The sequence below is a fragment of the Serratia sp. T13T92 genome, from assembly GCF_047530105.1.
Lineage (GTDB): Bacteria > Pseudomonadota > Gammaproteobacteria > Enterobacterales > Enterobacteriaceae > Chania > Chania fonticola.
This window is the reverse complement of sequence record NZ_JBLJAK010000025.1, coordinates 50,024-72,959: the sequence shown is the minus strand read 5'-3', so window position 1 is coordinate 72,959 and position 22,936 is coordinate 50,024. Positions and strand designations below refer to the sequence as shown.

The following is a 22,936-nucleotide window of genomic DNA, read 5'->3' as shown; positions in this document are numbered from 1 at the left end:
ACTGTTTGTAAAGGCACGATGAGGTCTCTTCTGTTTTGTTAGCGCAACCAGTAGATCACACTTCATCGTGCCTTTCATTTTTTTCTGGGGATTCCTCAGCCCTGTGGGAGAGGGTTAGGGTGAGGGGCCGTTGAGTCAGTAGTCGGTAATGCCCTTTTTCGCTTCCAAGGAGCCTCATGTTTACGGTTTATCATTCCAATCAGTTGGACTTGCTGAAAACGCTGACCAGCGCGCTGATAGCCAGAGAACCTTTGGCCGATCCGTTTCAACAGGAAGTGGTGCTGGTGCAAAGCCCCGGTATGGCACAGTGGTTGCAGATGCAGTTGGCCGAGCAGTTTGGCATTGCCGCGAATATCGTTTTCCCGCTCCCGGCGACCTTTATCTGGGACATGTTCACCAAGGTATTGCCAGGCATTCCCAAAGAGAGCGCCTTTAGCAAAGATGCCATGACCTGGAAGCTGATGTGGCTGCTGCCAGGCATGCTGACCCGGCCCGAGTTTGCTCCTCTACAGCATTACCTGACCGATGACGCCGACAAGCGCAAGATCCACCAGCTCGCCGGGCGCGTTGCCGATCTGTTTGACCAATATCTGGTTTATCGCCCGCAGTGGCTGGAGAGTTGGCAGCGTGGGGAGGCGGTAGAAGGGCTGGCGGAGGCGCAAAGCTGGCAAGCCCCCCTGTGGCATCGGCTGGTGGAATATACCCACGAGCTGGGTCAGCCTGAATGGCACCGTGCCAACTTATATCGCCGGTTTATCAGCGCGCTGGAGAATGCCACTCAATGCCCTGCGGGGTTGCCGCCACGGGTCTTTATCTGTGGGATTTCTGCCTTGCCGCCAATTTACCTGGAAGCACTGCAGGCCTTGGGTAAACATATTGATATCCATCTGATGTTTACCAACCCCTGTCGCTATTACTGGGGCGACATTCAGGACTACGCCTTTCTGGCCCGTTTGCAGAGCCGTAAACGCCGCCACTATCACCAGGCACGGGAGCAAGGCCTGTTCCGCCAGCCGGAACAGGCAGCCCAACTATTTGATGCCGAGGGCGAACAACAGCTGAGTAACCCACTGCTGGCTTCCTGGGGCAAGCTTGGGCGCGACCATCTGTATTTACTGTCGCAGATGGAGGCGGTGCAGGAGGTGGATGCCTTTGTCGAGATCCCGGCTGATAGCTTGCTGCACGCCATTCAGCACGACATGCTGGAGCTGGAAGATCACGCACTGATCGGCACCACGCCGGAAACCCTGGAGCGCAGTGACAATAAACGCCAGCTCGATCCGCAGGATCGCTCCATCAGTCTGCATGCCTGCCACAGCCCTCAGCGCGAAGTCGAGGTGCTGCACGATCGGTTGCTGACGATGCTGGCAGAAGATCCCCAACTCACCGCGCGCGACATCATCGTGATGGTGGCGGATATCGACAGCTACACCCCGTATATTCAGGCGGTGTTTGGCAATGCCCCGGCCGGGCGCTATCTACCGTTTGCCATTTCCGACCGCAAGGCCAGGCAGGCGCATCCTGCGCTACAAGCCTTTATCTCCCTGCTGGATCTGCCACAAAGCCGTTTTACCTCAGAGCAGGTACTGGCGCTGTTGGACGTGCCCGCGCTAGCGGCGCGTTTCTCAATTCAGGAAGAGGGGCTAAGCCTGTTACGCCACTGGACTGGCGAATCCGGGGTACGTTGGGGCTTGGATGATGACAACGTGCGTGAGCTGGATCTGCCCGCAACCGGGCAGCATACCTGGCGGTTTGGCCTGACGCGGATGCTGCTGGGCTACGCCATGGACAGCAACGCCGGAGATTGGCAGGGCGTATTACCTTACGATGAGTCGAGTGGATTAGTGGCCGAACTGGCCGGGCAATTGGCCGATCTGCTGGCACAACTCAGCCGTTGGCGGCAAATCCTCAGTGAAGAGCGGCCGTTAGCCGAATGGTTGCCGCTGTGCCGCCAACTGCTCAATAGCTTCTTTGAGACGGACAGCGAAACCGAAGAGGCGTTGGCGCTGATCGAAGAGCAGTGGCAGAAAGTGGCCAGCTTTGGCCTGGCGGCGCGTTATCCCGATGCTGTGCCGTTGACGTTGCTGCGCGATGAACTGGCCGCACGGCTCGATCAGCAGCGCATCAGCCAGCGTTTCCTGGCCGGTCAGATCAACTTCTGTACCCTGATGCCCATGCGTTCCATTCCGTTCAAGGTGGTCTGCCTGCTGGGCATGAACGACGGTGTCTACCCTCGCACTTTGCCGCCGCTGGGTTTTGACCTGATGGCGCAGCAGGTTAAGCGGGGCGATCGCAGCCGCCGTGACGATGACCGCTACCTGTTCCTGGAGGCGATCCTCTCTGCCCAGCAGCAGTTGTACATCAGTTTTATTGGCCGTTCCATTCAGGATAACAGCGAGCGCTATCCTTCGGTATTGGTCACTGAACTGTTGGAATATCTGCAGCAAAGTTATTGCCTGCCCGGCGATGAAGGGCTGGATGCGGACGGCAGCGCACGCAGGGTCGGTGAGCACTTGCTTAAACGCCATGCCCGCATGCCGTTTGCTGCGGAAAACTTCCTGCCGGGGAGTGAAGATCAAAGCTATGCGGCAGAATGGTTGGCCGCTGCCGATGGCCGTGGCGCTGCACATCCGGAATTTAATCAACCGCTGGTGGCGGAAGAGAAAACCCAGGTTTCTCTGGATGAACTGCTCCGTTTTTACCGCCATCCGATCCGTGCCTTCTTCCAGCTACGTCTTGGCGTTAACTTCATTCTGGAAGAGACCGATCTGCCGGAAGACGAGCCTTTTACGCTGGATAACCTCAGCCGCTATCAGTTCAACAGCCAATTGCTGAACACGCTGATCGAGGGGGAGGATGCAGGCAAGTTGTACCAACGGGTGCGTGCATCGGGGGGATTACCTTACGGAGCTTTTGGTGAGATTTACTGGCAAAAGCAGCAGGAAGAAATGGCGGAGCTGGCCGAACGGGTGCGTGAACAGCGCCAGGAGAATGGCAGCCTGGAGCTGGATATCGACGTTGCGGGTATGCGCATCACCGGCTGGTTGCATCAAGTGCAACAGGATGGCTTGCTACGCTGGCGGCCAGCAACGCTTTCGGCCGTAGACGGCATCTTACTTTGGTTGGAACACCTGGTGTATTGCTGCGTTGGGGGGGCCGGGGAAAGCCGTATGTTTGGCAGCAAGAATTCCGCCTGGCGCTTCGCTGCGCTGACGAGCGAGGAGGCCCATGAGCAGTTGGCGGAGCTAGTGGCGGGTTACCGCCGTGGCCTGTCGCAGCCGCTGATGCTGCTCAATAAAAGCGGCTGGGCCTGGTTGAGCCAATGTTATCAGGCGCAAACGCAGCAGATAGACTGGGATGAAGAAGTCCAGGTCAAGGCGCGTGCCAAGCTGCTGCAAGCCTGGCAGGGCGATCAGCGGATCCCGGGCGAGGGGGCAGATCCCTATACCCAGCGCGTTTTCCGCCAAATGGATAATGTTCGCCTTGAACAAATCCTGAAAGAAACAGAGCGTTACCTGTTGCCCGTGGCCCGCAATAACCTGGGGTAACACCCCCTCAGTGATACAGGTCGCAGTGAGGTGATAAAAATTTTACGCTTTTATACTCAACCATTGAGGTTAAGTCTGGTCTTACATAACGTATAGGCATATACGTTGTAGACGTGGCGTACGTTACGCCCCCAACGATGTGGGCTATAGTGAGTTGAGTGTTTAAAACCGTAATGCTTTGAGTTAGAAATTGAATTTCATTGGGCATCGCTTCCGGTTGTGTCATTTTGCACCATGCTGTCACCGTCAGGGAGTTGGCGTGACAGCCAGAGAACAGGGGTTTATTTTGGATATGCGCAGACTGTTGACCCGCATTACCGGGTTGATGTTATTGGTTATGTTTTGGGCGCCGTTAAGCTGGGCCGCACAAGGCTGGCAACCGCTGGCGGAAAAGATCAACAAAAGCGATCACGATCCGCGTGAATATCAGGCTATCAAGCTGGATAACGGCATGACCGTACTGCTGGTGTCTGACGCGTTGGCACCAAAGTCACTGGCTGCCCTGGCGCTGCCGGTAGGCTCACTGGAAGATCCCAACAGCCAACTTGGCTTGGCTCACTACCTGGAACATATGGTACTGATGGGCTCCAAGCGCTATCCAGAACCCGAGAACCTCTCCGAGTTTTTGAAAAAGCACGGTGGTAGCCACAATGCCAGCACCGCGTCTTACCGCACCGCATACTATCTGGAAGTGGAAAACGACGCTTTAGAACCCGCTGTCGACCGCATGGCCGATGCCATTGCCGAACCAATTCTGGATCCTGGCAACGCGGACCGTGAGCGTAATGCGGTGAATGCCGAGTTGACGATGGCGCGCTCCCGTGACGGTATGCGTATGGCACAGGTTGGGGCAGAAACTCTTAATCCGGCTCACCCTAGCGCACGTTTTTCTGGCGGCAACCTCGAGACTTTGCAGGACAAGCCAGGCAGCAAGCTGCATGAAGAACTGGTTGGTTTTTATCAGCGTTACTATTCTGCCAACCTGATGAAGGGCGTGCTGTATAGCAACCAATCCCTGCCTGAACTGAGAGCGCTGGCGGTCAAAACCTTCGGCCGCATTCCTAACCACGATGCGAAAGTGCCACCGATCACCGTTCCTGCGGTCACCTCGGAGCAGCAGGGCATCATTATTCATTATGTACCGGCGCAGCCGCGCAAACAGCTGAAGGTCGAATTCCGTATCGATAACAACAGCGCCGAGTTCCGCAGCAAAACCGATACCTATATCAGCTACCTGATTGGCAACCGCAGCACCAATACGCTTTCCGACTGGCTGCAGAAGCAGGGGCTGGCAGATGCCATCAATGCGGGTGCCGACCCGATGGTCGATCGCAACGGCGGTGTGTTCTCAATCAGCGTTTCCTTGACCGACAAGGGGCTGGCGGAGCGTGACCAGGTGGTGGCAGCGATCTTCAGCTATCTGAAAATGCTGCAGGGCGAAGGGATCAAACAAAGTTATTTTGACGAGATCGCCCATGTGCTGAATCTGGATTTCCGCTATCCGTCGATTACCCGCGACATGAATTACATCGAATGGCTGGTGGATACCATGCTGCGCGTACCGGTAGAGCATACGCTGGATGCGCCGTACCTGGCCGATCGCTACGATCCTAAAGCCATTGCTGAACGCCTGGGTCAGATGACGCCACAAAATGCACGTATCTGGTTTGTCAGCCCGAATGAGCCGCACAATAAAACGGCTTACTTTGTTGAGGCACCTTATCAGGTCGAGAAAATCAGCGCGGAACGCTTCGCGAAATGGCAGCAGTTGGGTAAAGATATCGCGCTTTCTCTGCCTGGGCTGAACCCTTATATTCCGGATGAGTTTACCCTGAACAAGCCTTCACATGAGTTTACCAAACCGGAAATGGTGGTGAACCAGCCAGGGTTGCGGGTGCTGTATATGCCAAGCCGCTATTTTGCCGATGAACCCAAGGCCGATGTGACGGTCGCTTTGCGTAACGCCAAAACCATGGATTCAGCGCGTAATCAGGTGCTGTTCTCGTTGATGGATTATCTGGCGGGGATCTCGCTCGATGAGTTGAGCTATCAGGCTTCGGTGGGCGGGATTAGCTTCTCTACCTCACCTAATAATGGCCTGATGTTTAGCGCCAATGGCTTTACCCAGCGCCTACCGCAGCTGTTGACCTCGCTGATTGAAGGTTACTCCAGCTTTACCCCAACGCAAGAGCAGTTGGAGCAGGCGAAATCCTGGTATCTGGAACAGTTGGATTCCGCCGAGAAGGGCAAAGCCTTTGAGCTGGCGATCCAGCCGGTACAGATGCTGTCCCGCGTGCCTTATTCCGAGCGCAGTGAACGCCGTGAAGTGCTGAAAACCATAACGTTGCAAGACGTGCTGGCTTACCGCGACAGCCTGATGGCCGGGGCCACGCCGGAGTTGCTGGTAGTGGGTAATATGAGCAAGCAACAGGTGGACACGCTGGCCTCTTCACTGAAGAAGAACCTGGGTTGTACCGGTGTGGAATGGTGGCACGGCGAAAACGTCGTGATTGCCAAAAACCAGTTTGCCAACCTGCAGCGTCCTGGCAGCAGCACCGATTCGGCGCTGGCGGCGGTGTATGTTCCAACGGGGTATGACGAAGTGACCAGCATGGCCTATAGCTCATTGCTGGGGCAGATCATCCAACCGTGGTTCTACAGCCAATTGCGTACCCAAGAGCAGCTCGGCTATGCGGTGTTCTCCTTTGCGATGCCGGTTGGCCGCCAGTGGGGCATAGGTTTCCTGCTGCAAAGCAACAGTAAGCAGCCAGCCTATCTCTACCAGCGCTATCAAGATTTCTATCCGAAGACGGAAAAGCGTCTGCGTGAGTTGAGCGATGCCGATTTTGCCCAATACAAACAGGCCATGATCAATGAGCTGCAACAGCGTCCACAAACCTTGGGTGAAGAAGCGGGCCGCTTCAGTAGCGATTTCGATCGCGGTAATTTCTCCTTCGATACCCGTGAAAAGCTGATCGCTCAGGTACAGATTCTAACGCCTGCCAAACTGGCGGATTACTTCCATCAGGCGGTGATTAAGCCACAGGGTCTGGCACTGTTGTCTCAGGTGAGTGGCAGCAGCCAGCAGAAAGCCGACTTTGCTGCGCCGGGTGAGGGTTGGGTGACCTATCCTAACGCCTCGTCACTGCAAAAAACGCTGCCTCGTAAAGTGGCGACGCCATGACGAAAGGCGTTCCTCAGCGGCTTGATCCACTGACGTTGCCGCTGTTTGGTGAACGGCTGATCGAAGCCTCGGCAGGGACAGGGAAGACCTTCACTATCGGCGCTTTGTATCTGCGCTTGCTGCTTGGCTTAGGCCAGGCAGCGGCGTTTCCACGGCCGCTCACGGTAGAAGAGATCCTGGTGGTTACCTTTACCGAAGCGGCGACGGAGGAACTCCGGGGCCGCATTCGCAGCAATATCCACGCATTACGCATTGCCTGCGTACGCGGGCATAGCTCAGACCCGCTGTTTGCCGCGCTGATGGCGGAGATTGGCGATCTGCCAGAGGCCGCCGCGCAATTGCTGGCTGCCGAGCGCCAGATGGACGAAGCGGCGATCTACACTATCCACGGTTTTTGTCAGCGAATGCTTACTCACAACGCATTCGAGTCGGGCATTCTGTTTGAACAAACGCTGGTGCAGGACGAACTGCCGTTGCGCCGTCAGGCTTGCGCCGATTTTTGGCGGCGTCACTGCTACCCATTGCCACTGGGCGTTGCCCGGGCGGTTAGCCAGGAGTGGAGCGGCCCAGAGGCTTTGTTGAGCGATCTCTCGGGCTATCTGCATGGCGAAGCTCCTACTCTGCGTCAGCCACCGAAAGATGAAGAAACGGTGTTGATGCGCCATGAACAGATAGTTGCGCGGATCGATGCCCTCAAGGCGCAATGGCAGGCAGCGGCGGCCGATCTGGAGGCGCTCATCAGTCAGTCTGGCGTCGACAAACGTAGCTACAGCAGCAAGCATTTACCCAATTGGCTGAATAAGGTGGGCGAATGGGCGGGGCAGGAAACCGAAGATTACCAGTTACCTAAAGAGCTGGAGAAGTTTCGCCAATCGGTGCTGCTGGAGAAAACCAAGAAAGGTGAAGCTCCGCGGCATCCGCTGTTTGTGGCGATTGATGAGCTATTTGCCGAACCCTTGACCCTGCGTGACTTGATCATGGCAAGGGCGTTGAGTGAAATACGCCTTTCCATTCAACAGGAAAAACGCCAGCGTGCCGAACTGGGGTTTGACGATCTGCTCAGCAGGCTGGATGTGGCACTGCAAAGCGCCGGTGGTGAACAACTGGCGCTGGCAATCCGTCAGCGTTATCCGGTGGCGATGATCGATGAGTTTCAGGATACCGACCCACAGCAGTACCGGATCTTCCAGAAACTGTATGTTGGCCGGGAAGAGTGTGGCCTGCTGCTGATCGGCGATCCCAAACAAGCGATTTACGCCTTCCGTGGGGCCGACATTTTTACCTATATGAAGGCTCGTTCAGAGGTAAGTGCCCACTACACCTTAGAGACCAACTGGCGCTCATCACCGGCGATGGTTGGTAGCGTTAACCGCCTGTTTGCTCAGGTGGAAAAGCCGTTCCTGTTTGGCCAAATCCCGTTTATCGAGGTGGCTGCCGCAGCGAAGAATCAGGAATTGGTCTTCGAGTGGCAGAATAAGCCGCAACCGGCCATGCAATTTTGGTTGCAACCCGGGGATGGGGCCGGAGTAAGTGATTACCAACAATTAATGGCGCGCTTGTGTGCAGCCCAGATCCGCGACTGGCTGAGTGCCGGGCAGGCCGGAGAAGCCTGGCTGGTCAAAGGGGATCAACGTCGCCACGTTCAGGCATCGGATATTACCATTCTGGTGCGTAGCCGCGCCGAAGCGGCGTTGGTGCGTGATGCGCTCAGCGCACTGGCCATCCCCTCGGTTTACCTTTCCAATCGTGATAGCGTGTTTGATACGCCAGAAGCCAAAGATTTACTGTGGCTGCTACAGGCGGTGCTGGCTCCCGAACAGGAGCGAACCCTGCGCTGCGCTTTGGCCACCGGGCTATTGGGGTTGGACGCCTTGACGCTGGATGGGCTAAACCATAACGAGTCCGCTTGGGATGATTTGGTCAACGAGTTTGATGAATATCGTAGCCACTGGCTGCGCCGTGGCGTGTTACCAATGCTGCGTGAGGTGATGGCCAAGCGGCATCTGGCAGAAAACCTGCTGGCCAGCCCAGGGGGCGAACGCCGTTTGACCGATGTCATGCACCTGGGGGAGCTGTTGCAGGAAGCCACGGCGCAGCTGGATGGTGAACATGCGCTGGTACGTTGGTTGGCGCAGCAGATCGCTCAGCCGAATCGCCAGTCGGACAATCAGCAACTGCGGCTGGAAAGCGACCGCCATCTGGTGCAGGTGATCACCATCCACAAGTCGAAAGGGTTGGAGTTCGATCTGGTGTGGCTGCCTTTTGTGGGGAATTTCCGCCAGCAGCAGCAGGTGCTGTACCACGATCGCCAGACCTTTAAAGCCCTGCTGGATCTCAATGCCAACGAAGAAAGCGTGGCCTGGGCGGAAGAAGAACGGTTGGCAGAGGATTTGCGCCTGCTGTACGTGGCGCTGACCCGTTCGGTGTATCACTGCAGCATCGGTATTGCGCCGTTGTTCCTCGGCACGCGCAAGAAGCAGGGCGATACGGATTTGCACCGCAGCGCGCTGGGATATCTGGTACAGGCGGGGCAGGCGGGCGATGCGGCCTATCTGCAAACCTGCCTGCAACAGCTGGCAACCCAAGGCATCGCGCTGTCGCTGGTGGATGCGCCGGGTGAACAGAGTTGGCAGCCCCAGATGGCAGCCGCCGCAGAACTGACGGCCAGGCAGTTTCCACGCAGGATGCAGGATTTCTGGCGAGTAACCAGCTATACCGGCTTGCAACAGCATGGCGCAAGCCGGATGCAGGAGCTGTTGCCGCGCCTGGACGTTGATGCCGTTGGTGAGGGCGATACGGCTACACCACCCGCATTTACTCCCCATACTTTTCCGCGTGGCGCGGCTCCTGGCACCTTCCTCCACAGCCTGTTTGAGGAGCTGGACTTTACCCAACCGCTAGATGAACAGTGGCTGTTAGAGCAGTTGCAACAGCAAGGGCTAGAGGAGCATTGGTTGCCGGTATTATCCGGCTGGATGCAGGTGCTGTTGAATGCGCCGCTCAATAGCAGCGGCGTCGCGCTATCCGCCTTACCGTCGGGGGCCAGGCAGGCAGAATTACAGTTCTATCTGCCGATCGGCGGCCTGCTGCAAGCGCAGCAACTGGATGAGTTGGTAAAACGCTACGATCCCCTTTCTGCTGGCTGCCCGGCACTGGATTTTCAACAGGTTCAGGGCATGCTGAAAGGCTTTATCGATCTGGTATTCTGCTGGCAGGGAAAATACTACCTGCTGGATTACAAATCCAACTGGCTGGGTGAAGACAGCAGCGCCTATACCCAAGAGGCGATGGCGCTGGCGATGGCGGAACACCGTTACGATCTGCAATACCAACTCTATACCTTGGCGCTGCACCGCTATCTGGGGCATCGTCTGGCGGATTACGATTACCAGCGCCATTTTGGTGGGGTGATTTATCTGTTTTTACGCGGGGTGGATGCCGAGCATGAGGGCAACGGTATTTTTGCCTGTCGCCCGGAGTTCGCTCTGGTTGAAGGAATGGATCGCCTGTTTAGCGGTGAAGCGGCCAACGTTGAGGATGGGCAATGATTGAGATTTTGCATCAGGCGTTGGCTCTGGGCGCCCTGCGACCGTTAGACGTGCAATTTGCCCAGGTGGTCGCCAACGATGATGAACCTGATATCCTGCTGGCCGCCGCCTGCCTGAGCTCGGAGGCCGGTGCGGGCCACGTTTGTCTGTTGCTCGAACAGCTATTGCCGGAGAATCTGTTTGGTGGCCGCCAGCCGGAGTTGGCCTTGGCCGCGTGGCAGGCCTGCGGGCAACCGGACGTGGCGAGTTGGCAACAGCGTCTGGCGGTATCGCCAGCGATTAGCGATGGCAGTACGGCAACGCCGATGGTCCTGCAACAGCAGCGGCTGTATCTGCAACGCATGTGGCAGAGCGAAGGTGACGTCGCCACTTTTATCAGCAGCGACAGCGTGCCACAGGAACTTGAAGAGGCACAGCTACGTACTATTCTCGATCGGTTATTTGGCGCGGCTACGGATGAACCCGACTGGCAAAAAATTGCCGCAGCGGTAGCGGCCACGCGCCGCATCGCGATTATTTCCGGCGGCCCCGGTACTGGCAAAACGACCACTGTCGCCAAGCTGTTGGCGGCGCTGGTGCAGTTGGCGGACGGGGAGCGTCTGCGTATTCAGCTTGCTGCACCTACCGGTAAAGCAGCGGCTCGTCTAACCGAATCCTTGGGAAGCGCTAGCCGTCAGTTGGATTTAACCCCGGAGCAACGGGCCTTATTCCCTTCGGAAGCGGCAACGTTACACCGCTTGCTGGGGGCCCAGCCAAACAGCCAGCGCATGCGCTATCACCGGGGCAACCCGCTGCATCTGGATGTGCTGATAGTGGACGAGGCTTCGATGGTGGATTTGCCCATGATGGCAAGGTTGATTGCCGCCTTGCCCCCCAAGGCGCGAGTCATCTTCCTTGGCGATCGCGATCAACTGGCCTCAGTGGAGGCTGGAGCCGTGCTGGGGGATATCTGCCGGTTTGCCGAGCAGGGATATAGCGAAGCCCGTGCGGCGCAGTTGGCGCGCCTGACCGGTTGCCCTTTGCAAGGGCAGCCAGCGCAGGCCGAGGCAGCGGTGCGCGACAGCCTGTGCCTGCTGCGCAAGAGTTACCGGTTTGATGCCAAATCCGGCATTGGCCAGTTGGCTTTGGCGGTGAATGCTGGCGATAGCAAGCGCGCCCTGGCAGCGTTGAACGGCAGCTATTCTGACGTGGAGGGTTACCCACTGGCAGAAACCGAAGATTATCAACGGCTGCTGGATAGCTGCGTTGCCGGTTATCGCGACTATCTGCGGCTGGTAGCAGAAGGGGCAGGGGCCGTGACGATCCTGGATGCCTTTGGCCGTTTCCAGTTGCTCTGCGCCCTGCGTGAAGGGCCATTTGGCGTTGCTGGGTTGAATGAGCGTATCGAAAGTGGGCTGCAGCGTGCCGGTTTGATCCGACGTAATCCTGGCCCTGCCGGGCGTTGGTATTTAGGGCGGCCAGTGATGATTGGCCGCAACGATAGCGCGCTGGGGCTGTTTAACGGCGATATTGGCATTGCCTTGCCCGGTGAGGACGGCGATCTGCGTGTGCACTTCCAATTACCGGACGGCAGTATCAAATCGGTACAGCCTAGCCGCTTACCGGCGCATGAAACTGCCTATGCGATGACGGTGCATAAATCGCAGGGGTCGGAGTTCGACCACACGGCGCTGGTGCTGCCGAATCATTTTCTGCCGGTGCTGACACGTGAATTGGTTTATACCGCCATTACCCGCGCACGCCAGCGGTTGTCGCTGTATGCGGTAGACAAGGTGTTGGTAAGCGCTATCCGTACCCCCACGCAGCGCCGCAGCGGGTTGGCAGAACGCTTGCAGATTGGGAAGTAACAACGGGTGGGCGCTTGCTAGTGCCGCCTAACAATCAAACATAAAAAACGACAGGTGATTGGGTTTGATATCGTTGACAAACCCTCGCCGGGTTCGGCACGTAGGGGCGCAGCATGCTGCGCCCGTCTAGATAATCAATGGGTTAGCTAGGGGAAGTTAAAGATCGGCCAACAGGATCTTCGAGCGACGCTGGTAGTTATATAAAGCCTGTTTCTGCATCGGCAGCACGTCAACTTCCGCCGGAGTGAAGCCGCGCTCTTGGAACCAGTGGATGCTGCGTGTGGTCAACACAAACAGCTTCTGTAGCCCCATCTGGCGAGCCTGGCTTTCTACCCGCTGCAGCAGCATCTCGCCCCGTGACGAACTGCGGTAATCCGGATGCACCGCCACGCAGGCCATCTCACCAATCTTCTCTTCCGGGAACGGATAGAGCGCCGCGCAGGCAATGGTCAGGTTATCGCGTTCGATAATCGTGAACTTGTCGATCTCCATTTCCAACTGTTCGCGCGAACGGCGGACTAAAATCCCTTGTTGCTCTAATGGGCGGATCAGCTCGAGTATCCCACCGATATCATTGATGGTTGCCCGGCGTACCTGCTCGGCGCTCTCCATAACGATTTGGGTACCGATACCGTCGCGTGAAAACAGCTCCTGTACCAGTGCACCATCCTCCTGATAGCTGATCAGGTGGCTGCGGCGTACCCCGCTGCGGCAGGCCTTTACCGCGCCGCGCAGGAAGCGCACGGTGCCGGAATGGTAGTCACCAGTCTCTTCCAACTGCTCAATGCGTTTTTGCGCATCGTTGGGGAATAGTTCGGAAAGGATATTGCCTTCCGCGTCGGTCACCCCTTGTGATGAACAGAAGCCGATCATTTTCTCAGCCTTCAGCTTGATTGCCAACTGGGTAGCGACTTCTTCCGAGGTCAGGTTAAAGCTTTCGCCAGTCACCGATACCGCCACCGGGCCAATCAGCACGATGGCCTTACTGTCGAGTTGGCGATGAATGGCTTCTTCATCAATACGGCGTATACGGCCGCTGTGGCAATAATCGACGCCATCATCCACGCCCAGCGGTTGAGCGATAATAAAGTTGCCGCTCACTACGTTGATGTGCGCCCCTTGCAATGGGGTGTTATTCAGGCTCATGGAAAGTCGTGCGGTAATATCCAGCTGTAACAAGCCAGCGGCCTGCTTGACCAACTCTAGCGTATGGGCGTCGGTCACCCGGGTATGCTTATGGTAAATCGGCTCGTAGTTATGCTGCGCCAGATTGGCGTCAATCTGCGGCCGCGCACCGTAGACCACCACCAAACGAATGCCCAGGCTATGTAACAGCCCGATATCATTGACGATACTGGAAAAGTTTTCATGTTCAATAGCTTCGCCACCCAGCATGACGACAAAGGTCTTGCCACGGTGAGTATTGATATAGGGAACTGAGTGACGAAATCCTTGCACCAGCTCTGTACTACGTTCCTTCACGGCAAGACCTCATTTGCATATTTATACGGTATTTTTGTATTTTTATTCTTTTATTGCGCCAAAGGCAAGTAGGAAATGAGAGTGATTTTTCTGACAAATGTGCTAACTGATTAATAAATTGAAAGATCATAAAAAGATTTTCTGATGACAGCGGTGAATGGATTGGGTAAAGTTTTTGCCATTGTTTTTTTTTGCTGTTTTTTTAATCGTTATTTTTACCGGAGCCGCATGCCTAACTCTAATCACAATCCGGGTCGCCGTCGTTTGTTGCAGGGGGTTGCCGCAACCTGGTTGCTGAGTGTGAGTCGCGTTGGTTTCGCCGCTGCTTCTCATGTGATTGCCGTCCGTGTCTGGCCTTCCTCGACCTATACCCGAGTCACGTTGGAATCCAATGTCCCGCTAAAATACAAACAGTTTGCCCTGACCAATCCAGAGCGCATCGTGGTGGATGTGGAAGGGGTACAGCTGAATAGCGTGCTTAAAGGCATCGCCGGGCAGGTGCGCAAAGAAGATCCCTATCTGAAACAGGCCCGGGTCGGCCAGTTTGACAAGAATACCGTCAGGCTGGTGCTGGAACTCAAGCAAAGCGTCAGCCCAAATATGTTTACCCTGACACCCGTCTCCGAATACCGCAACCGTCTGGTGATGGATCTTTATCCAACCAAGGGGGGCAGCGGTGAAGAATATGATCCGCTGTTGGCGTTACTGGAAGATTACAACAAGGGAGATCTGGAGCGGACGTTACCGGCAGAAGCACCGCAGGCCGGTAAGGCTGGGCGCGATCGGCCGATTGTGATCATGCTCGATCCTGGGCACGGCGGTGAAGATCCGGGGGCTATTGGCAAAAACAAAACCCGTGAAAAAGATATTGTGTTGCAGATTGCCCGTCGTCTCAGTGCGCTGATCAAACGCGAACCCAACATGAGAGTGTTTATGACGCGCAATGAAGACGTGTTTATCCCATTAAAGGTGCGCGTAGCCAAAGCTCGTAAGCAGCGGGCCGATCTGTTTGTCTCGATCCACGCCGATGCTTTCAGCAACCGTTCGGCACGCGGTTCCTCGGTGTTTGCGCTTTCTACCAAAGGGGCCACCAGCAACGCCGCCAAGTTTCTGGCGCAAACCCAGAACGCCGCCGACGACATTGGCGGGGTCAGCAAGAGTGGCGATCGCTACCTGGATCACACCATGTTCGATCTATTGCAGACCGCCACCGTCAATGACAGTTTGAAGTTCGGTAAGGAAGTGCTGAACCGGATGGGTAAAATTAACCGCCTGCACAAAAATCGTGTCGATCAGGCCGGCTTCGCCGTATTGAAGGCCCCGGATATCCCGTCGATCCTGGTGGAGACGGCGTTTATCAGCAATCTGGAAGAAGAGCGCAAGCTGCGCACCAGCCATTTTCAGCAGCAGGTGGCGCAATCTATTCTGGCCGGGATCAAAGCCTATTTCGCCAACGGTGGCGCATTGGCACGGCGTTAAACCAGGCGTAGCCCAAGGAAGGGCGGTGTGGTTAATTGGGAAGGTAGGGGAAATTCAGATACAAAAAAACACCCGTTAAGGTGCTTGTCTGATGTAATCAAGATTGGTTGCGGGGGCCAGATTTGAACTGACGACCTTCGGGTTATGAGCCCGACGAGCTACCGGGCTGCTCCACCCCGCGTCCGTCTTGATACTGATATTATCGAACCAACCCTTCATGTGATACCGCCATTGCCGTATCGGTTGGTTGCGGGGGCCGGATTTGAACCGACGACCTTCGGGTTATGAGCCCGACGAGCTACCAGGCTGCTCCACCCCGCGTCCGTATAATACCTTTTCTTTCATCGAATCCAACACATTTTTGATACCGTTATCACAGTATCGGTTGGTTGCGGGGGCCAGATTTGAACTGACGACCTTCGGGTTATGAGCCCGACGAGCTACCAGGCTGCTCCACCCCGCGTCCGATGGAAGCGCACTATACTCTCCAGGCATTTTGTTGCAAACCCTTTTTGCATATAATTCACCGAAAGCCATTTATATGCTGAATTAGTCCCCAATTTGCGTTTTTTTTCATCATAATCATCTGGCTGGGAATTTTTAGCGGTAGCGATTCCTTTATCTATAGCCGTTTGTTATCGTTCAGCCAGTTTACCCGTATCCATTGGGTATGGAACATATCAGTCTGAGAGAGTGTGCAATGAAAGGACGTTGGGGCAAATACCTGCTCGGTGGGTTAGTGGTTGCGGTACTGGCCGGTTGTTCGTCAAAACCGACCGACCGTGGGCAGCAGTATAAAGATGGTCATCTGGATCAGTCGCTGGAGTTGGTGAATCGCCCCAATGCCAGAGGCGCCCCGATCAACGGCCAGGATTACTCTAACCAACTGATGGAGATTAAGTACGCTTCGCCGTCGCTGTTTAACCGCAATAACTCCACCTATCAGGCAGTGCAAAACTGGATGGCGGCGGGGGCGGATACGCGCCAACTGAACCAGTTCGGCCTCAGCGCCTATCAGATGGAAGGCGTAGATAGCTATGGCAACGTCCAGTTCACCGGCTATTACACACCGGTGCTGCAGGCGCGTTATACCCAGCAGGGCGAATTCCGCTACCCGCTGTACAGCATGCCAGCCAAAGGTAAGCGCCGCCTGCCGGATCGTGCCGGTATTTACTCAGGGGCGCTGGACAGCCGTTACATCATTGCTTACACCAACTCCCTGATGGATAACTTCATGATGGAAGTGCAGGGCAGCGGCTATGTCGATTTCGGCAATGGCCAGCCATTGGTGTTCTTTGGTTATAGCGGCAAGAACGGCCATGCTTACCGCAGTATCGGCAAGGTGCTGATCGATCGCGGTGAAGTGGCCAAGGCCGATATGTCCATGCAAGCCATTCGCCAGTGGGCGGATACCCACAGCGAAGCCGAGGTGCGCGAGCTGCTGGAGCAAAACCCGTCGTTCGTGTTCTTCCACCCGGTGCCTTTCGCTCCGGTGAAAGGGGCCAGCGCGGTGCCGTTGATTGCCAAAGCCTCCGTGGCTTCCGATCGCTCCCTGATCCCGGCCGGTACCACGTTGCTGGCAGAAGTCCCGCTACTGGACAACAAGGGCAAGTTCACGGGAAAATATGAAATGCGCCTGATGGTTGCCCTCGATGTGGGCGGTGCCATCAAGGGCCAGCACTTTGATATGTACCAGGGGATTGGCCCAGAAGCCGGACACTCGGCAGGGTTCTATAATCACTATGGCCGGGTCTGGGTATTGAAAGGCGGTAATCCTGGGGCACAGCTGTTTAGTGCCAATCAACCGTTGGCCACCTCGAGTGGTTCCCAGCTGGTTACCCGTTAAATTAGTTCGACCGTAGGGGCGCTGCATGCTGCGCCCGCAAAGCAGCGCCCAACGTTGTGATTCCGGTGGGTTTATGAGCGTCCTCAGGGCCGGATTTCCGGCCCTGACTATTTGCAACCAAGGTAAGTAAAGAGAAATGAGTACAGCCTATTCAGAGGCCTATCTACAGCGTTTTGGCGGTACGGCACGCCTGTACGGCCAATCGGCATTGGCCCTGTTTGCCCAGGCGCACGTTTGTGTGATCGGCATTGGCGGGGTCGGCTCATGGGCGGCTGAAGCGTTGGCACGAACCGGCATTGGTGCGATCACCCTGATCGACATGGATGACGTCTGCGTCACCAACACCAATCGGCAGATCCATGCTTTGCGCCAGCATGTTGGCCAGTCGAAAACCGAAGTGATGGCAGAGCGGATCCTGGCGATCAACCCGGAATGCCGGGTGACCTGCGTAGATGACTTTATTACCCCAGATAACGTCGCCGAGTTGTTGAACCATAATTTCAGCTATGTGATTGATGCGATCGACAGCGTGCGCCCCAAAGCGGCGTTGTTGGCCTATTGCCGCCGCTTCAAGATCCCGGTGGTCACTACCGGCGGTGCCGGCGGGCAGATCGACCCTACGCAGATCGCCGTGGCCGATCTGGCCAAAACCATCCAGGATCCGCTGGCAGCCAAGCTGCGTGAAAGGTTGAAGAACGACTTTAACGTGGTGAAAAACAGCAAAGGCAAGTTGGGCATTGATTGCGTCTTCTCCACCGAGCCGCTGGTATATCCGCAGCCTGATGGTTCAGTGTGTGCCTCACGCAGTACCGCAGAAGGGCCGAAGAGAATGGATTGCAGCGCGGGTTTTGGCGCGGCGACCATGGTCACCGCGACCTTTGGCTTTATTGCCGTCTCCCACGCGTTGAAGAAGATGGTGGCAAAGGCGGCACGTCAGGCATAGCTGGCAGCGATAGCGTGCACCCTGGCCGCCAAGGCTGCCAGGCCACTGGCTCGGGTAGCGCTGAGCTGGGCACGCAGCGCCAAGCTATCAAACAGGGCCAAAGGATCGATAGCTAAGACCTGCTGCGGCGTTTTGCCTTCGACTGCGGTCAGCAGGATCGCCAGCAGGCCGCGCACAATGCGTCCTTCGCTGTCGCCATAAAAATGCAGAGTTCCATCAGCCAACCTCTGGTGCCCCAACCAGACCCGGTTCTCGCAACCGCTCAGCTCCATCTCCGTTTGCCGCAGATCGGCCGCCAGCGATGGCAAGCGTTTCGCCAGCATGATCAGTTGGCGGTAACGGTCCTCCCACTGTTTTAGTGTGCTGAAGGTTGTTATCAGCGTCTCGGCGGTGATTTCACGGCCAAAAGGGTGAGGGGCAAGCATCGGTTCTCCATTTTGCATCTTATTCCGCCAGTAATTCGATGGCGTTAGTTAACGCCAGCACCAGAGCATCGACGTCTTGCGGCGTATTATAAGGCGCAAATGACGCACGTAACGTTCCGCTGACCCCTAATGCGGCGATCAAAGGTTGGGCGCAGTGTTGGCCCGCGCGTACCGCGATGTTCTGTTCGGCTAACAGGGTGACGATATCGCTGTGGTGGATCCCGGCGATATCAAAGGCCAGCAGGCTGGAGCCGGAACTGCGGAAGCTGCGAAATCCGGGTAACTGCTGCAAACGCTGTTCGGCATTTTGCGTCAGGGCGCGGCTGTATTGCTCGGCGGCGGCCATATCCTGCGTTTCCAGCCAGCTCAACGCGGCACCCAGCCCCAGCACTCCGGCAATATTTGGCGTACCGGCTTCAAAACAGTGCGGCGGTTTTTGTGGCGTAAAGCCGCTGAAAGAAGCCTGCGTCAGCATTTTTCCCCCGCCTTGCCATGGCCCCATTTGGGCCAGCAACGCGGTTTTGCCATACAACGCACCAATGCCAGTTGGGCCATACAGTTTATGCGCTGAGAAGGCGTAGAAATCGATATCGAGCCGCTGAACGTCGGCAGGGCAATGCACAATGCCCTGTGCGCCGTCGATCATCACTACTGCGTTCACCGCATGAGCCAGCTCAATAGCCAGCGCGATATCCGGGCAGCCTCCCGTGACGTTAGACATTTGTCCCAAGGCCAGAATGCGGGTTTTCTCGCACAACAGCGTAGGGAGCAGCGTCAAATCTGGCAGGCGATCGGGGCCAAGCGGCAGCTTCACCACTTCGGCACCGGTCTGTTCTGCCACCATCAACCACGGGATCAGGTTGGCATGATGCTCCGCCTCGCTAACCAGGATCTGATCCCCGGGCTGCAGGCGTGGGCGAGCATAGCTCTGCGCGACTAAATTGATGGCTTCGGTGGTGCCACGGGTCCAAACGATATCGTCCGCACCGGGGGCATTAATCAAGGTAGCGACCTGCTGGCGTGCCTGCTCAAAGCGCTGGGTCAAATCCTGCGCCGCACGATGTTGGCTACGGTGTACGGTGGCGGCATCTGCGCTGTAAAACTGCTGCGTGGCGTCGATCACCGCCTGCGGTTTTAGCGCGGTAGCGGCACTGTCCAGATAAATTCCCGCCTGTTGAAGGGCCGGGAACTGGCTGCGGAACAAGGTAGGCTCAAAAGGCTTCATCGGCTGATTATCAGTGGCTTTGTCAGCCATTGATCCTGTCCTATTTTGCCGTCAGAGACAAGTTATCCCGAACAATTGTCGCTGTTTCCTGGAAATCTGACGAAAGTTTGTTATGCTGAATATTGGCGTTCGAATGAGTCCCTTAAATAACAGAAATGAGTTTTACAGCATTTTTATCTACAAGGAGTCACAAATGAACAAGACAGCCGCAGTTATCTCTGCCCTGATGCTCACGTTTACCCTGGCAGCCTGCTCAAGCAACTACGTCATGCATACCAGCGATGGGCGCACCATTGTCGCCGATGGAAAACCCAAGGTGGATGACGATACCGGGATGATCAGCTACAAAGATGCCAACGGCGTTGAGCAGCAGATTAACCGTGCCGATGTGAAAGAGATGGTGGAAGGTAACCAGTAAACATTGGGCAAAAAAAAGCACCGCGAAGTTGGCGGTGCTGCATAAAATCACTATGGACAGACAGGGTAAATGTACAGGAAGTGAAAAACAGTAGCCTAGCTACCATGTCCGAATTGGCGGACAAATTGCAAACACAACATCACAACCACAAGCCAAAAGTTCATCGGCGTCCTCGACACCCAATCCCTTTTCGTTCCGGCCCAGGAAGTGTCGCCACTATAGGTATTTACTGGCGCATGCTCAACGGACAATTTATAATGGCTCGGATTAAAAAAACTAATGGCAATAGTCCACGCGGATGGGCTAGTGGCGTTATGTATCGTGCAGCCTGATCTCGTTTGCGAAACCCGGCGGCCATTTGTTACATAAATGTAACTAAAGCCGATGAATTGCAGATTGGCCGCTTAGGCGCATCCTTGCGCTCGCGGCATTTGAACATCCCTGTTCGGCACAGCCTGGCGGCGTTAAAGGCGAATTCAGTCGACAACGCCGCAGTTTGCAATACAAAAGGGTTAATTCATGTCTAAACGTCTCCCTCCTCTTAATGCTCTGCGGGTTTTTGACGCGGCAGCCCGCCATTTGAGCTTTACCAAGGCGGCAGAGGAGCTGTTTGTTACCCAGGCCGCAGTCAGCCATCAGATCAAGTCTCTGGAAGATTTCCTGGGGCTGAAACTGTTTCGACGGCGTAACCGTTCGCTGTTGCTGACGGAAGAGGGGCAGAGTTATTACCTGGATATCAAAGAGATTTTCTCTTCGATCAATGAGGCAACACGCAAGCTTCAGGCACGCAGTGCCAAGGGGGCTTTGACCGTCAGCCTGCCGCCCAGTTTCGCCATTCAGTGGCTGGTGCCACGTCTTTCCAGCTTTAACTCAGCTTATCCGGGGATCGATGTGCGTATCCAGGCCATTGACCGCGAAGAAGAAAAGCTGGCGGATGACGTTGACGTGGCGATCTTTTACGGCCGTGGCAACTGGCCGGGAGTGCGCACAGAGCGTTTGTATGCGGAATATCTGCTGCCGGTTTGCTCTCCCAGCCTGTTAATGGGCGATCATGCACTGAAAGTGCCGGGCGATCTGGCTTATCATACGCTTCTGCATGATACTTCACGCCGCGACTGGTTGGCATACACCCGCCAACTGGGGTTACAGCATATCAACGTGCAGCAAGGGCCAATCTTTAGCCATAGCGCCATGGTGGTGCAGGCGGCCGTTCACGGCCAGGGGATTGCGCTGGTGAATAACGTGATGGCGCAAACCGAGATCGAAGCCGGTCGGCTGGTCTGCCCGTTTAACGATGTGTTGGTAAGTAAAAACGCTTTTTATCTGGTATGTCATGACAGCCAGGCAGAACTGGGTAAAATAGCCGCCTTTCGCCAATGGATCTTGGCGCGTGCGGCCAGCGAACAGGAGAAGTTCCGCTTTCGCTATGAACAATAAGGCCGGCTGCGGTGACGTTGTGGCTGGTGGATCTCGATTAAGGTGAATAATGATGAGTAGCCGTTCTATGCTGATTTTTGCTGCTATCAGTGGTTTTGTCTATGTTGCTCTGGGCGCGTTTGGTGCGCACGTATTGAGTAGTGCGCTTGGGGTCAATGAAATGGCCTGGATCCGCACCGGGCTTGATTACCAGGGGTTCCATACTCTGGCGATCCTGGGGCTGGCCGTTGCCATGCAGCGTCGGGTCAGCCTGTGGTTTTACTGGAGCGGAGCGCTGTTGGCGCTCGGCACCGTGTTGTTCAGCGGCAGTCTGTACTGTCTGGCGCTGTCTCACCAAAAGATTTGGGTTTATGTCACGCCAGTAGGCGGGACCTGCTTCCTGATCGGTTGGGCATTGATGTTGATTGGCGCTTTGCGTCTGAGGAAAAAGGCCGAGCGCCATGAATAAGATCGCGTTGTACTGCCGCCAAGGCTTTGAGAAAGAGTGCGCGGCGGAAATTACCGACAAGGCCGCCCAGTTGGAAGTGTTTGGCTTTGCCAGAGTTAAAGACAACAGCGGCTATGTGCTGTTTGAATGCTATCAGCCGGACGATGCCGATCGCCTGGCGAAAGAAATTCCGTTTCGTGAGCTGATCTTTGCCCGCCAGATGTTGGTGGTAGGAGAACTGCTGCGTGATTTGCCGCCGGAAGATCGGGTTTCACCGATTGTCGGCATGCTGATGGGCGTGGTCGACCGCGGGGGTGAATTACGGGTCGAAGTGCCAGATACCAACGAAAGCAAAGAGCTGCTGAAGTTCTGCCGCAAGCTGACTGTGCCGCTGCGCGGCGCATTGCGTGAGCAGAAAGTGCTGATGGCGCGTGAGAATCCCTCTCGCCCGGTGGTACACGTGTTCTTTATCGCGCCGGGCTGTTGCTACGTGGGGTATTCCTACAGCAACAACAACTCCCCTTTCTATATGGGGATCCCACGGCTGAAGTTCCCGTCCGATGCGCCAAGCCGCTCTACGCTGAAGCTGGAAGAGGCTTTCCACGTATTCATCCCGGCAGACGAATGGGATGAGCGTTTAGGCAGCGGAATGTTTGCGGTCGATCTGGGGGCTTGCCCTGGCGGCTGGACCTATCAGTTGGTCAAACGCAGCATGATGGTGCATTCGGTGGACAACGGCCCAATGGCCCAGAGCCTGATGGATACCGGGCAGGTGACCCATCACCGTGTCGACGGCTTCCGCTTTGAACCGACCACCAGCAAAAACTACTGGGTAGTGTGCGATATGGTGGAGAAACCGGCAAAAGTCACCAGCCTGATGATCCAATGGTTGCTCAAAGGCTGGTGCCGTGAGGCGATCTTTAACCTGAAGCTGCCGATGAAGAAGCGTTACGAAGAGGTGTCGCAGAACCTGCAAAGTATCCACGAAGCCTTGGCCAACGAGGGGATTAGCGCAGAGATCCACGCTAAGCAGTTGTACCACGATCGTGAAGAGATCACCGTACACGTGCGCCGCATGTGGTCGGCCATTCCCGGTCGCCGCGACGAGCGCGAGTAAGGCATAGGGG

14 protein-coding genes and 3 tRNA genes are annotated in these 22,936 nt (G+C 56.0%); 11 read left to right on the top strand and 6 right to left on the bottom strand.

Features of this window, described 5'->3' with window-relative positions; genetic code table 11:
• Positions 1-176 precede the first annotated feature (176 nt).
• The 4 genes from recC (at position 177) to recD (ending at position 12,127) form a co-directional block, all read left to right on the top strand.
• Positions 177-3,548, top strand: coding sequence for an exodeoxyribonuclease V subunit gamma (gene recC / locus ACMV5I_RS20250; RefSeq protein WP_414825148.1), 3,372 nt, complete (start codon positions 177-179; stop codon positions 3,546-3,548).
• 292 nt (positions 3,549-3,840) lie between these two features.
• Positions 3,841-6,732 carry a pitrilysin gene (ptrA, locus tag ACMV5I_RS20245; protein ID WP_414825151.1) on the top strand — a complete coding sequence of 964 codons (2,892 nt, stop codon included), beginning with the start codon at positions 3,841-3,843 and terminating at the stop codon, positions 6,730-6,732.
• Positions 6,729-10,280: an exodeoxyribonuclease V subunit beta gene (gene recB / locus ACMV5I_RS20240; protein ID WP_414825147.1), complete on the top strand. Its 3,552-nt coding sequence runs from the start codon at positions 6,729-6,731 to the stop codon at positions 10,278-10,280. The genes ptrA and recB overlap by 4 nt, the downstream gene beginning before the upstream one ends.
• On the top strand, positions 10,277-12,127 hold the full coding sequence (gene recD / locus ACMV5I_RS20235; RefSeq protein ID WP_414825146.1) for an exodeoxyribonuclease V subunit alpha: 1,851 nt from the start codon (positions 10,277-10,279) through the stop codon (positions 12,125-12,127). Before recB ends, recD begins: the two co-directional genes overlap by 4 nt.
• Before the next feature lie 156 nt (positions 12,128-12,283).
• Here the strand turns inward: recD and argA are convergent, their stop codons facing one another.
• Complete coding sequence (gene argA / locus ACMV5I_RS20230) at positions 12,284-13,609, bottom strand: amino-acid N-acetyltransferase (RefSeq protein WP_121607681.1); 1,326 nt, start codon at positions 13,607-13,609, stop codon at positions 12,284-12,286.
• Positions 13,610-13,837: 228 nt separating this feature from the next.
• Here argA and amiC point away from each other — a divergent pair, with 228 nt between their 5' ends.
• The gene (gene amiC / locus ACMV5I_RS20225; protein ID WP_024484292.1) at positions 13,838-15,088 is read left to right on the top strand and encodes an N-acetylmuramoyl-L-alanine amidase AmiC; all 1,251 of its coding nucleotides are present in this window, start codon (positions 13,838-13,840) and stop codon (positions 15,086-15,088) included.
• Positions 15,089-15,192: 104 nt separating this feature from the next.
• Here the strand turns inward: amiC and ACMV5I_RS20220 are convergent.
• The 3 genes from ACMV5I_RS20220 to ACMV5I_RS20210 form a co-directional block, all read right to left on the bottom strand.
• Positions 15,193-15,269: transfer RNA gene (locus ACMV5I_RS20220), tRNA-Met, on the bottom strand.
• Between the two features lie 63 nt (positions 15,270-15,332).
• Positions 15,333-15,409: transfer RNA gene (locus ACMV5I_RS20215), tRNA-Met, on the bottom strand.
• 65 nt (positions 15,410-15,474) lie between these two features.
• Positions 15,475-15,551 (bottom strand) — tRNA-Met (locus ACMV5I_RS20210).
• Positions 15,552-15,788: 237 nt separating this feature from the next.
• On the opposite strand from ACMV5I_RS20210, the gene mltA reads away from it, so the two are divergent.
• Together mltA and tcdA are read left to right on the top strand one after the other, a co-directional pair.
• Complete coding sequence (gene mltA / locus ACMV5I_RS20205; protein WP_414825145.1) at positions 15,789-16,934, top strand: murein transglycosylase A; 1,146 nt, start codon at positions 15,789-15,791, stop codon at positions 16,932-16,934.
• Between the two features lie 136 nt (positions 16,935-17,070).
• Entirely contained in the window at positions 17,071-17,877 is an 807-nt protein-coding gene (tcdA, locus tag ACMV5I_RS20200; protein ID WP_024484294.1) for a tRNA cyclic N6-threonylcarbamoyladenosine(37) synthase TcdA, read from the top strand.
• Here tcdA and csdE read toward each other — a convergent pair.
• Together csdE and csdA are read right to left on the bottom strand one after the other, a co-directional pair.
• Positions 17,868-18,302 carry a cysteine desulfurase sulfur acceptor subunit CsdE gene (gene csdE / locus ACMV5I_RS20195; protein ID WP_414825150.1) on the bottom strand — a complete coding sequence of 145 codons (435 nt, stop codon included), beginning with the start codon at positions 18,300-18,302 and terminating at the stop codon, positions 17,868-17,870. The two genes, tcdA and csdE, sit on opposite strands and share 10 nt — an antisense overlap.
• A 19-nt stretch (positions 18,303-18,321) precedes the next feature.
• Positions 18,322-19,527, bottom strand: coding sequence for a cysteine desulfurase CsdA (gene csdA / locus ACMV5I_RS20190; RefSeq protein ID WP_414825149.1), 1,206 nt, complete (start codon positions 19,525-19,527; stop codon positions 18,322-18,324).
• Positions 19,528-19,720: 193 nt separating this feature from the next.
• Between csdA and ACMV5I_RS20185 the strand changes: the two genes are divergently transcribed.
• From ACMV5I_RS20185 to rlmM, 4 genes are all read left to right on the top strand, one after another.
• On the top strand, positions 19,721-19,945 hold the full coding sequence (locus ACMV5I_RS20185; protein ID WP_021806121.1) for a YgdI/YgdR family lipoprotein: 225 nt from the start codon (positions 19,721-19,723) through the stop codon (positions 19,943-19,945).
• A gap of 519 nt (positions 19,946-20,464) precedes the next feature.
• Entirely contained in the window at positions 20,465-21,382 is a 918-nt protein-coding gene (locus ACMV5I_RS20180; RefSeq protein WP_024484298.1) for a transcriptional regulator GcvA, read from the top strand.
• Positions 21,383-21,434: 52 nt separating this feature from the next.
• Entirely contained in the window at positions 21,435-21,830 is a 396-nt protein-coding gene (locus ACMV5I_RS20175) for a DUF423 domain-containing protein (RefSeq protein WP_202727698.1), read from the top strand.
• The gene (rlmM, locus tag ACMV5I_RS20170; RefSeq protein ID WP_024484300.1) at positions 21,823-22,926 is read left to right on the top strand and encodes a 23S rRNA (cytidine(2498)-2'-O)-methyltransferase RlmM; all 1,104 of its coding nucleotides are present in this window, start codon (positions 21,823-21,825) and stop codon (positions 22,924-22,926) included. Before ACMV5I_RS20175 ends, rlmM begins: the two co-directional genes overlap by 8 nt.
• Positions 22,927-22,936 lie beyond the last annotated feature (10 nt).